Source organism: Agromyces atrinae (assembly GCF_013407835.1).
In the GTDB taxonomy this organism is placed as follows: Bacteria; Actinomycetota; Actinomycetes; order Actinomycetales; family Microbacteriaceae; genus Agromyces; species Agromyces atrinae.
Map to the genome: position 1 here is coordinate 439,952 of NZ_JACCBI010000001.1, position 10,724 is coordinate 450,675.

At 69.6% G+C, this 10,724-nt stretch carries 11 protein-coding genes; 7 read left to right on the plus strand and 4 right to left on the minus strand.

Features of this window, described 5'->3' with window-relative positions; genetic code table 11:
• Window positions 1–12 precede the first annotated feature (12 nt).
• The 6 genes from BJ972_RS02140 (at window position 13) to BJ972_RS02165 (ending at window position 4,424) form a co-directional block, all read left to right on the plus strand.
• On the plus strand, window positions 13–504 hold the full coding sequence (locus tag BJ972_RS02140; protein WP_129174985.1) for a nitroreductase family deazaflavin-dependent oxidoreductase: 492 nt from the start codon (window positions 13–15) through the stop codon (window positions 502–504).
• A gap of 63 nt (window positions 505–567) precedes the next feature.
• Window positions 568–1,326 carry a lysophospholipid acyltransferase family protein gene (locus BJ972_RS02145; RefSeq protein WP_129174988.1) on the plus strand — a complete coding sequence of 253 codons (759 nt, stop codon included), beginning with the start codon at window positions 568–570 and terminating at the stop codon, window positions 1,324–1,326.
• A gap of 44 nt (window positions 1,327–1,370) precedes the next feature.
• Window positions 1,371–2,405, plus strand: a complete 1,035-nt coding sequence (locus tag BJ972_RS02150) for a YihY/virulence factor BrkB family protein (RefSeq protein ID WP_129174990.1) — start codon at window positions 1,371–1,373, stop codon at window positions 2,403–2,405.
• 37 nt (window positions 2,406–2,442) lie between these two features.
• Entirely contained in the window at window positions 2,443–2,814 is a 372-nt protein-coding gene (locus tag BJ972_RS02155; RefSeq protein ID WP_129174992.1) for an iron chaperone, read from the plus strand.
• Between the two features lie 4 nt (window positions 2,815–2,818).
• Window positions 2,819–3,601, plus strand: a complete 783-nt coding sequence (locus tag BJ972_RS02160; RefSeq protein ID WP_129174994.1) for a hypothetical protein — start codon at window positions 2,819–2,821, stop codon at window positions 3,599–3,601.
• A 31-nt stretch (window positions 3,602–3,632) separates the two neighbouring features.
• Window positions 3,633–4,424, plus strand: coding sequence for a ferritin-like domain-containing protein (locus BJ972_RS02165; RefSeq protein WP_129174996.1), 792 nt, complete (start codon window positions 3,633–3,635; stop codon window positions 4,422–4,424).
• A 5-nt stretch (window positions 4,425–4,429) separates the two neighbouring features.
• Here the strand turns inward: BJ972_RS02165 and BJ972_RS02170 are convergent, their stop codons facing one another.
• Window positions 4,430–5,086, minus strand: a complete 657-nt coding sequence (locus BJ972_RS02170; RefSeq protein WP_129175345.1) for a GTP pyrophosphokinase — start codon at window positions 5,084–5,086, stop codon at window positions 4,430–4,432.
• Window positions 5,087–5,225: 139 nt separating this feature from the next.
• Window positions 5,226–5,606, minus strand: a complete 381-nt coding sequence (locus BJ972_RS02175) for a YchJ family protein (protein WP_129174998.1) — start codon at window positions 5,604–5,606, stop codon at window positions 5,226–5,228.
• A gap of 147 nt (window positions 5,607–5,753) precedes the next feature.
• Here BJ972_RS02175 and BJ972_RS02180 point away from each other — a divergent pair, with 147 nt between their 5' ends.
• Window positions 5,754–6,548 (plus strand): aggregation-promoting factor C-terminal-like domain-containing protein, encoded by a 795-nt coding sequence (locus BJ972_RS02180; RefSeq protein ID WP_129175000.1) that lies wholly within the window; start codon window positions 5,754–5,756, stop codon window positions 6,546–6,548.
• A gap of 51 nt (window positions 6,549–6,599) precedes the next feature.
• Here the strand turns inward: BJ972_RS02180 and BJ972_RS02185 are convergent, their stop codons facing one another.
• Both BJ972_RS02185 and BJ972_RS02190 read right to left on the minus strand, forming a co-directional pair.
• Complete coding sequence (locus BJ972_RS02185) at window positions 6,600–10,313, minus strand: choice-of-anchor I family protein (RefSeq protein ID WP_129175002.1); 3,714 nt, start codon at window positions 10,311–10,313, stop codon at window positions 6,600–6,602.
• Between the two features lie 107 nt (window positions 10,314–10,420).
• A complete protein-coding gene (locus BJ972_RS02190; RefSeq protein ID WP_129175004.1) occupies window positions 10,421–10,705 on the minus strand; it encodes a GNAT family N-acetyltransferase in 285 nt (94 codons plus the stop codon).
• Between the last annotated feature and the right edge of the window lie 19 nt (window positions 10,706–10,724).

Genomic DNA, 10,724 nt, shown 5'->3' on the forward strand with positions numbered 1-10,724 from the left:
CACACTGGTGCGATGACATCCGTCGTCGTCTCCGTGCGCACGGTCTTCGCCGCGTTCACGCGCACCCGGCTCTTCCGCCGCTGGGCTCCTCGCGTCCTTCCGCCGATCGAGCGCTGGCTCGAGCGCGTCTCGGCCGGCCGGGTGCAGCTCAGTGCGTTGCTCGTGCCCTCGCTCGTGCTGTATTCGAGGGGAGCGCGCTCCGGGGCGACGCGGGAGACGCCTCTCATGTACACCGCGGACGGGCACGGGCGGGCTCTCGTCGCGGGCACGAGTTTCGCTCGCGAGCGGCATCCGGCCTGGACCTACAATCTCCTCGCGCATCCCGAGGCGGAGATCTCGGTGCGCGGTCGACGGATGTCGGTTCGAGCGGATTCCCTCGACCCCGCCGAGCGGGAGGAGGCCTGGCGGCTCATCGAGCGCCAGTGGCCGGGGTACCGGGCGTATGAGCGTTCGAGCGGACGCGATGTGCGGGTATTCCGTTTGACTCCGACGTCCGTGATCTGAGCAGGTTGCCGCGCACCCGCCGTGCCACGGGCTTCCTTCAGGTGCCCGCCGTAGGGTCGACGCATGACCGACCGTGAACCCGTCTACCGTGCAGCGATCATCGCCGGACGGGGGCTCTTCGGCTTCTGGCGACTGAAGCCGACGGTCGAGGGAGCCGAGCACCTGCCCCGGAGCGGGGGAGCGGTGCTCGCGATGACGCACTTCGGCTACCTCGACTTCGCTCTCGTCGAGTGGGTGACGTGGCTCACCAACCGCCGACGCGTGCGATTCATGGCGAAGAAGAGCGTCTTCGAGAAGCCCGTCGTCGGTGCCCTCATGCGCGGCATGCGTCACATCAGCGTCGACATGTCCGCGGGTGCCGCGGCCTACGCGACGGCCGTCGAGGCGCTGCGACGCGGCGAGCTCATCGGCGTCTTCCCCGAGGCCGGTGTGAGTGCGTCCTTCACGGTGCGCGACCTGAAGACCGGTGCCGTGCGGCTCGCGGCCGAGGCGGGCGTGCCCGTCATCCCCGTCGCCGTGTGGGGCGGCCACCGTCTCATGACGAAGCGGCGGAAGGTCGGATTCTTCGAACGCTTCGGCGTTCCCGTCTCGTTCGCCGTCGGCGCGCCGATCACTGTCGCGAGCGACGCCGATGCCCGAGAGAGCACGAATCGACTGCGCACGACTCTGCAGGATCTCGTGACGGGTCTGCAGGAGCGCTACCCGGTGTCCGGCGCGGGCCAGTGGTGGCAACCCCGCGCGCTGGGCGGCAGCGCCCCGACTCCCGACGAAGCGGCGGAGGCCGATGCCGAGCGCGATCGACTGCGGGCCGCGCGCGGGTGAGTCAACCCCCGACGGCGGAGGCACCGCGCCGCTAGCCTGATCCGATGGATACCTCTGAACCCGCGAAGAAGCCGTCGGCCATCGTGACTCGCGTCCAGGGCGTCATCCGCTGGGCTCTCGCGACGAAGCCCGCTCGTGCGTTCCTGCTCTATCAGGAGCACCACGGCGCGATGCTCGCCGACAGCGTCACCTATCGGGCGCTCTTCTCCGTCTTCGCGGGCGTCTTCCTGGGCTTCGCCGTCGCGGGCCTCTGGCTCGCCGGCAACGACGACGCGATGGCGGCTCTCGTCTCGGCCCTCGACTCGGCGATCCCCGGTCTGGTCGGCGATGGCGGTCTCATCGACCCCGACGATCTCGTGCAGCCCCTCGCCTTCGGTCTCACGGGTGCCATCGCCCTCGTCGGTCTCATCGGCACCGCGATCGGTGCGATCGCCTCGCTCCGCACCGCGATCCGTTCGCTCGCCGACAAGCCGGCCGATACGACGTTCTTCGTGTGGGTCATGCTCCGAGACCTGGCCCTCGCCCTCGGATTCGGAATCGCCCTCGCCGCGGCGGCCGTCGTGACGTTCTTCAGCACGACCGCCCTCGGCGTCGTCTTCGGGTGGATCGGTGTCGGCACGGCCGATCCCGTCGCGAGCATCGGCACGCGCATCGTCTCGATCCTCGTCATCTTCGCAATCGACACGGTCGTCGTCGCCGTCATGGTGCGGCTGCTCTCGGGGCTCAAGCCCTCAGCGCGATCGCTCTGGACGGGGGCGCTCCTCGGCGGTGCCGGCCTCACGGTGCTCCAGGTGCTCTCGAGCCTCTTCGTCGGCGGTGCGTCGAGCAACCCGCTGCTCGCGTCGTTCGGGTCGATCATCGCGCTGCTCATCTGGTTCAACTTCTCGAGCCAGGTCATCCTCATCGCGGCCGCCTACGTCATCACCGGTGTCGACGAGGAGCACGACCGGGTCGCCGCGCGCTTCGGCTCGCCGACACCGGCCGTGCGCCGCGTGCGCCGTGCCGAGCGTCGCGCCGCCGACGCCGCCCGCGAGCTGACCGAGGCTCGCGAGGCCGAGGCGAAGGAGCGCGGCGCCTGATCGACGCGGCGTCGCCCGCCGGGATTATCATCGACCCATGGCATCGACGCCCACGACCATCGACGAGTACATCGCGGGGTTCCCCGACGACGTGCAGCAGATCCTCGCGCAGATCAGACAGACCCTGCACGAGGTCATCCCCGATGCCGACGAAAAGGTGCGGTACGGCATGCCGGCGCTCATGCTCGGCGGGCGCTACGCCGTCCACTTCGCGGCGTGGAAGAAACACGTCGGCCTCTACCCGATCCCCGTCTTCGACCACGAGCTCGAATCCGAGGTCACGCCCTTCCGCTCGGGCACCGACTCCGTCAACTTCCCCTACTCGCGACCCATTCCGTTCGACCTCATCCGGCGGATCGGCGCGGGCATCGAGAAGGCGCGGCGCGGCCGCGACGCCGCGGACGACTGACCCCGTGCCGGCGCCTGACGCGTTCGACGTGCGTGAGTTCGCGCGTACGGCGCAGGGGCGACTCCGTGACGAGTGGAGCGCGGCGGAGCTCGGCGGTGTGGCGCCGAGCGATCTCCGGATGATCACGTTCCTCCTCCGCATCGAGGGCGGCACCATGGCGTACCTCCGGAACGTGCTCGTGACGCCGATGCACAAGGACGCGCGGGTCACGGCGTTCCTCGTGACGTGGGCGTTTGAGAAGTTCTGGATCGCCGATGCCCTCGGCTTCGTGCTCGACGCGAACGGTGCGGCGGTCCCGGCTGCGACGGGCGCGGTCGAACCGCGGCCGAGTGGTCGGTCGAGGCGCGGGCCGGTGTCGCGCGCCGTGGGCGCGATCGCCTCGGGAGAGACGCTTATCGCCGCTCATCTCGCCTCGAGCCTCGTGAGCGATGCCGTCGTGCGCGCGGGGTACGCGACGCTCGCGGCATCCACACCGGCGGTCGCCGCCGTCGCTGCGCGCCTGAGCGCGGTCGACGAACGTCACGCACGCTTCTTCAGATCCGAGGTCGATCGGCGGCTCGCCGCCTCGGCGCGTGCCGTGTCGCTGGCGCAGCGCGAACTGCGGCGCGAGACCTATCCGCTCGGCGCCGCCGACCTCTCGGACGACGAACGCCGCTTCTTCGGTTCCCGACTCGCCGAGTCGGGAGCGGATGCGCTGCTCGAGGCCGAGCTCCGTGACGTCGGACACGTCGATGCGCCGACGATTGATCGCGTGATGTCGGGGCTCCTCCGTCATCCGTCGCCGTAGACTGACCCCACGATTCCGCTGGGAGGACGCCGTGGCCTTCGACATCGACCGGTACGCCGAGACATCCGTCGCCGTCGCGTGGGACGACCTCGACTTCGAGTCCTTCCGCACGAACCCGCTGCCGTCCGACTCGCTCCGCACCCTCCGCTACATGACCGACGTCGAGTACCACACGGTCTGCTACACGCGCGATCTGCTGACGACCCCGTCGCACCGCGAGGCCGACGTGAGCGCGTTCATGACGATGTGGAACCGCGAGGAGTTCTGGCACGGCGAGGCCCTCGCCGCGGTCCTCGCGCTCCACGACATCACCGTCGATTTCGACGAGATCAAGGCGGGGCGGCTGAAGCTCGGTTGGAAGGACCGCCTCGACCCCATCAAGCAATCGGTGCTCGGCGCACTCGTCGGCGACGACTTCATCGCCGTGCACATGTCATGGGGTGCGGCCAACGAGTGGTCGGCGATCACCGCGTACAACCGCATGGCCGCACTCGAGGAGCACCCGGTGCTCGCCGAGCTGCTCCGTCGCATCGCGAAGCAGGAGGCCCGCCACGTCGCGTTCTACACGTCACAGGCGCGTGTGCGTCTCGCGGCGAGTCCGCGGGCGCAGAAGATCACCCGATTTGCACTCAGCCGCTTCTGGGCGCCCGTCGGTTCGAGCATCATGGACCCGGTCGAGGTGTCGCACGTCATGGGTCAGCTCATGAGCGGACCCGAGGGGCGGAAGGCCGCGAAGAAGGTCGACGACTCGATCAGCGGCATGCCCGGCCTCGAGGGCCTCACGATCGTGCAGGACGCGCTCGATTCGCTCGGCGTCGCCTGAGCGGTTCAGGCGAGGCGCGTGGTGCTCGAGGGCAGTCGCTTCGAGGTGCCCGCGATGTCGCCGTGCACCTCGATGTGCAGGCGCTCCATGCGCTCGTCGAGTTCGGCGGCCGTGTGGGCCGCATCGGTCAGGCGCTCGAGGAGCGACTCGGGCACCTGCTTGTCGTACTTGTAGTAGATCTTGTGCTCGAGGCTCGCCCAGAAGTCCATCGCGATCGTGCGGATCTGCACCTCGACCGCGACGGGCTCAGGGCCCGTCGAAAGGAAGACGGGCACCTCGACGATGACGTGGAGGCTCTTGTAGCCGTTCGGCTTCGGCTCGGCGATGTAGTCCTTGACGGTGAGGACCCGCACGTCCTCCTGATTCGTCAGCAGCTCGAAGAGCCGGTAGACGTCGGAGACGAAGCTGCAGGTCACGCGCACGCCGGCGATGTCGGTGATCGTCGCGCGGATCGACTCGAACGACGGCTCGATGCCCTTCCGCGAGACCTTGTCGATGACGCCCTCGAGGGTCTTCAGACGGCTCGAGATGTGCTCGATGGGGTTGTAGTCGTGCGCCTGGCTGAACTCCTCGCGGAGGATCGACAGCTTCGTGATGACCTCGTCCATGCCGAACTTGTAGCGCAGCATGAACCGCTCGGTCTCTTCGCGGAGGGCGCGCATCTCGTCGAGGGTCTCGCCGTCGAGCGAAGCGAGGGTGCGGCGGGCGCGGAGCGTGAGGAGGCCGGCTGAACTGGGGACGGCGTCGTCGATCGAGGTCACACGTCAACCGTACGACGTGACCCTGAACGATTGGCCTGATTCACTCGCCGTCGAGGTAGAACCACGCGCCGTCCTCGCGCACGAAACGGCTCGTCTCGTGCTGAGAGCCCCGCGCATCGGGGCCGCGGTAGTAGGCCGTGAAGGCGACGACGCCCGCGGTTTCGAGAGGTCCGCCCGCCTCGGTGCGCTCGATGTCGAGCCGGTACCAGCGGATGTCGGCGTCGAGGTCGATCGTCTCGGGGCGCGTCGACGGGTGCCAGGTGCGCACGAGGTAGTCGGCGTCGCTCACCGCGAATGCGCTGAACCTCGATCGCATGAGCTGCACCGCCGTCGGTGCTACGCGCTCTCCGCGGTGCAGCGGACCGCAGCACTCGCCCCAGGTCAGGCCGCTCAGGCAGGGGCAGCGCAGCGTGTCATCCATCCCTCCATTCTCATGGTTCACCCGGGCTCTCCCCATGGCACGTCCAGAATCGTCGGTGAGACTGTCGGCTTTGCGTCATCCGCCTGCTCGGATGTCGCCTCCCTGCCCCCGACCGGAAGCCGACACCCCTCCCCGATGCAGCCCCCCATGCCCGAGAACCCGCCCGTGCCCACCCGTGCCGCCCTTCGTCGCAGCCGATCGCGACGCCGCAGGATCCAGGTCGCCGCCGCCTCGCTCGTCGCCCTGGGAGCGATCGCCGGGTCGGGCGTCGCCGTCCACGGCGCCATCCAGACCCAGTCCGCCGAGGCCGCGACCCGCGTGCTCACGGATGCCGGCGGCTTCTCGCACGATCAGCTCGAGGTGTACGACGCGATCGGCGAGGCTCGCACCCATCGGGCAGCTGAGACGACCATCGCGATGGCCGAGGACGCCCTCGCGGCCGCCGACGGCAAGGTCGACGCGTCGTCGCTCGCGGCATCCGTCGCCTCGCTCGGCGAGTACACCTCGCTCGACGCGAGCGCGGTCGCCTCCCTCGCCCAACAGACCCGCGAGCAGATCGAATCCACCCAGTCGGCCGTCGCCGCCTACGAGCAAGCCGAGGCGGAAGCCGCTGCCGCTCTCGCCGCGGCCAACACCCCCGACGGCGCGCGAGCGACGGCCGCGGCCCTCGCCTCCGAGCTGTACGGGTGGGGCAGCGGCGAGTTCAGCTGCCTCAACAGCCTGTGGCAGAAGGAATCGGGCTGGAACTACCAGGCGTACAACGCGTCGAGCGGCGCGACAGGCATTCCCCAGTCGTTGCCCGGAAGCAAGATGGCGACCGCCGGAGCGGACTGGGAGACGAACGCCGCGACGCAGATCCGCTGGGGCCTCGACTACATCGCGCGCGCCTACGGTTCGCCGTGCTCGGCCTGGTCGCATTCGCAAGCGGTGAACTGGTACTGACGACACGAAGGCGGGACCCTGGGGTCCCGCCTTCGCTTCGTGCGTGCGCTGCTAGACGTCGGTCGCGGCCGAGCGGCGTCGACGCTGCAGGAGCAGCAGGCCGCCCGCGAGCAGTGCGACGACGACGGCGAGAGCCGCCCCGATCGACACGCCCGTGCTCGCGAGATCGCCCGGCGTCGGCGCGGAGCCCGGCGTTCCGGAGCCGGCCCCCGGGCCGCCGCCCGGGCCTTCGGCGGCGACGACCGTCACGGCGACCTCGATCGGCTCGAGGCCGACCGAGTCGATGACGAGTCGGTGTGCGCCGAGCTCGATGTCGGCCGGGATCGCGATCTCGAACGACGTCGACCCCGTGGCGTCGGCCGCGGGCACCTCGGCGACGATCGGCTGCGAGTACAGCGTCGCCGTGATCTGCTGACCCTCGGTGAGACCGGTGACGGTCGCCTTCAGCGTGTCGCCGGGGGAGAGGGTCGCCGCCTCGAGAGCGACATCCGCCCAGTCGGTTCCCGCCACGACGGCACGGCCGAGCGGTGCGGGGTCGACGCCCTCGAACTCCTGGAAGTACGAGACCGCCGCGACGAGGTCGATCTGACCCGTGTCGGCGCGGTTCGCCCCCGAGGCGAGAGTCGAGAAGTTGTCGCCTCCGCCCGCGAGGAACGAGTTCACGGCGACGCGGAAGACGTCGTCGCTCTCGATCGCGGCACCCTCGAACGACATCGAGACGATGTGCTCGCCGCGGGCGGCGTCGGGCTCGTAGACGTAGCTGAAGCCCTCCGAGACGCCGAGGTGGAGCTTCGGGCGGCTCGAGCCGTCGGGCTGCCACTGCTCCTCGAGCACCGACTTCAGCTGCGCTCCCGTGAGGTCCATCGTGACGAGGGTGTTGCCGAACGGCTGGGTCTCGGCCACGTCGCGGTAGGTCACGACGCCATCGGTTCCGTAGATCAGGTCGGCACGCACGCCGCCCGGATTCATGAGGGCGATCTGCGCCGGGGTACCGCCGAACGACTCGTTCGACGTCGCCCACAGCTGCTGATCGGCGACGAGGTTGCCGAGCGACGACTCGACACCGCGATCCGAGCCCGACGGCGTTCCGCCGCGCAGGATGTCGGCCGAGATGGTGCCGATGGGGCGGGCGCCGACGGTCTCGGCCTCGGCGACGGCGGCGGCGACGATCGCCGCGACCTCGGCGTTCTCCGGGAAGAGCGGCGCGGTTCCGTCGTGCAGGGGGACGATCGCGCCGTCTGCCGCGAGCACGCGGCCGTCGGCCGGGTCGACCTCGAGGGTCAGGCGACCGAGGTCGCTTCCGTACTTACCGGCCTGGATGACGGGACGCTCGACGCCCTCGGCCCAGCCGTCGACCGCGAACGAGCACGAGTACACCTGGTGCGTGTGCGCCGAGACGATCGCGTCGATCGACGGCGATGCACCGCGCGCGAGGGCGCCGAAGTCGCTCGTCGACGCCGCGAGGTCGTCGCACGAGGTCGTCGCGTTGCCGTCGTGGGCGAGGAGCACGATGACGTCGGCCTCACCGTTCGCAGAGTCCCCGTCGCTCAACTGGGTGGCGACGCGGTTGGCGGCCTCCAGTTGGTCGCCGAACTCGATGTCGGCGATTCCGGCCGGATCGACCATGTTCGCCGTGTCGGGGGTGACCGTGCCGATGAAGGCGACGCTCACGCCGTCCTTCTCGGTGATCCAGTACTCGTCGAGAACCGGTGTCGTCGTCCCTGCGGCGTAGACGTTCGCACCGAGCGCGTAGCGCGAGTCGCCGTACCGCGGGATCACGCGATCCTCGAGATCACTCCATCCGGCGTCGAACTCGTGGTTGCCGACGGCGCCGACGTCGAGGCTCGAGGCGATGAGCGCGTCGATCGTCGGGTTGTCCTGCTGCGAGAACGACGTGAACGTCGAGGCGCCGATCGCGTCTCCGGCTGAGGCGAAGATCGTGTTCGGGTTCTCGGCGCGCAGCGTGTCGACTGCCCCGGCGAGCACGGCCGCGCCCGCGATGCGGTCGGAGCCGCCCGCGAGTTCGAGCCTGCCGTGGAAGTCGTTGACGGTCAGGATGTCGATCGTCGTCGTGGCGGGGGCGTCGAGGTCCTCGATCTCGAAGAGCGTCGTGGTGCCCGAGACCTCGTTGCCGACCGCGAGGAGCGGCACACCCGTGGGGGAGACGTCGGAGGGGATGAAGGTGAGCCCCTCCGGTCCGAGGTCGCCCGCGGCCGAGCCGGTCGCCGTGAAGTCGCGGTTGTTGACGTAGGTGACGAACGTCGAGTCGACCGGGTCGGTGATGTCGTAGACCGCGATGCCGCCGACGCGCTCGAAACCGATGAACGCGTACGTGCGGTCGCCGACCTGCCCGATCGTGATCCCCTCGGGCTCCGGACCCTTGTCGTCGCTTCGTCCTTCGACGTTCGACTCGGAGTGGTTGGAGTTGAAGTACTCGGGTGCGGCGGCGTTCGTGATGCGCTCGAAGTCCTCACCGGAATCGAAGACCTGCTCGCCGCTCGTGGTCCAGATCGAGAACGATCGGGTGCCGAAGGCGTAGAGCTCGGTGTAGCAGCCCTGTGTCTCGTCGAAGCCGTTCTCGGTCGTGACGTTGAGGCGACCGAGGTCGGCGTCACCCAGCAGGCCCGCGAGCGGGCTGTCGGCGCACACCGGTCCGCGACCGTTCTGGGCGATGCTCTTCGCACGGGTGCCCTCGACGTAGTCGCCCCACTCGCGCGCGTCGCCCTCGTTCGCGGTCACGAGGTGGGTCGTGTCGCCCGCGCGGTACGCCTGCATGCCATCGGGCATGGGGATGCCGCGAAGACCCGGGACGGTGCGGATGTCGAAGCCGGAGCCGCGGTCGGACGGGTCGATGCCGTGGCCGTCCTGCCCGTGGTCGGCGAATCCGAGGGGGTGGATGTCGGTGACGGTCGCCGTCGCGAGGTCGACGACGGCGACCGCATTGGCCTCCTGCAGAGCGGCGTAGGCCGTTCCACCGTCAATAGCGATGTACTCGGGCTCGAGGTTGCGCGAGACCGGCAGATCGTCGCCGTGCGGAGTCGGACCGAAGACGCGGACGTCCTCGTGGAGCGTCTTCGAACCGGCTGCCTCGAACTCGTGGAAGTCGGCGATGCGGACATCCGACTGCTGCGGGGCGGCGACCGTCGACGGAAGCGAGACGACGCCGATCGAGCCCTCGGGGTCGATCGTGAAGTCATCGTTCGGCTCGCCCTCGTTCGCGACGACGGCGACCGAGCCGTCCTCGGACAGGGTCACCATGTCGGGGAGTGCGCCCACACTCACCGAGCCGAGCGGGGCAGCGGCGTCGCTGTCGGCGTCGAAGAAGAGGAGGGAGCCCGGGTCGGTCTTGACCGGGTTCTCGAGGGCGACGACACCGAGGCCGTCGGCTCGGATCGCGACCGAGTTCGCGACGCCGTCACCGGTGAGCGTGTAGAGCTTGACCGGCGTGGTGGGGTCGGAGACGTCGAGCACATCGACGGCGCCGGCCTGGGCGTTCACGACGTAGAGACGCTCGCCGTGATAGGCGACGATCTCCGCGGCGGACTCGTCGAACACCCCGCTCTCGTAGGTGCCGATCGGAGTGAGCGACAGGCGTGCGTCATCCGCCGAGTGACGGATCGGCTCGGCGACGGCGGTCGTCGACGCCGCGACGGTAATCGCGGGTGCCGCGAGCGCGGGAGGTGCAGCGAGGCACGCCGCGACCGCGACGACCCCGCCGAGGGCGGGAAGGAAGAGTGAACGGGTCCTCGATCGAGGCACAGACATGGAGAGGCTCCAGGGACGGGGACGGTGGTCCCTTCATTCCTACGAACCGTGGATGACCTGACGGTGAATGGCGTGTGGACACCGGGCGGTCATCGCATGCCCATCCGTCAGCGGGAGAGGAGCGCGGTCTTCTCGGGGTGATCGTCGAACCACGCGCCGACGTACCAGCACATCGGAACGATGCGGCGCGAGCTCGACGACTCGATCTGCCCGACGGCCCACTCCACGAGGTCTCCCGCGTAGCCGTGCCCGCGCTGCGGAGGCGACGTGAACGCACGGGTGAGGGAGATCGCACCCTCGCGTTCGACGTAGTCGAGCGTGCTGAGGAGCGTCTCGTCGTCGTAGTAGGCGAAGCGAGAAGCATCGGGCTCGTGGGCGAAGCGCTTGCTCATCGCTCCATTGTCGCACCGC

Bases quoted from the DNA above. Each gene is read 5' to 3' on its own strand.
- BJ972_RS02140 (WP_129174985.1), top strand. From the start codon at position 13: ATGACATCCGTCGTCGTCTCCGTGCGCACGGTCTTCGCCGCGTTCACG.
- BJ972_RS02145 (WP_129174988.1), top strand. From the start codon at position 568: ATGACCGACCGTGAACCCGTCTACCGTGCAGCGATCATCGCCGGACGG.
- BJ972_RS02150 (WP_129174990.1), top strand. From the start codon at position 1,371: ATGGATACCTCTGAACCCGCGAAGAAGCCGTCGGCCATCGTGACTCGC.
- BJ972_RS02155 (WP_129174992.1), top strand. From the start codon at position 2,443: ATGGCATCGACGCCCACGACCATCGACGAGTACATCGCGGGGTTCCCC.
- BJ972_RS02170 (WP_129175345.1), bottom strand. From the start codon at position 5,086: ATGCGCGCCCTCCGCGAAGAGACCGAGCGGTTCATGCTGCGCTACAAG.
- BJ972_RS02175 (WP_129174998.1), bottom strand. From the start codon at position 5,606: ATGGATGACACGCTGCGCTGCCCCTGCCTGAGCGGCCTGACCTGGGGC.
- BJ972_RS02180 (WP_129175000.1), top strand. From the start codon at position 5,754: ATGCCCGAGAACCCGCCCGTGCCCACCCGTGCCGCCCTTCGTCGCAGC.
- BJ972_RS02185 (WP_129175002.1), bottom strand. From the start codon at position 10,313: ATGTCTGTGCCTCGATCGAGGACCCGTTCACTCTTCCTTCCCGCCCTC.
- BJ972_RS02190 (WP_129175004.1), bottom strand. From the start codon at position 10,705: ATGAGCAAGCGCTTCGCCCACGAGCCCGATGCTTCTCGCTTCGCCTAC.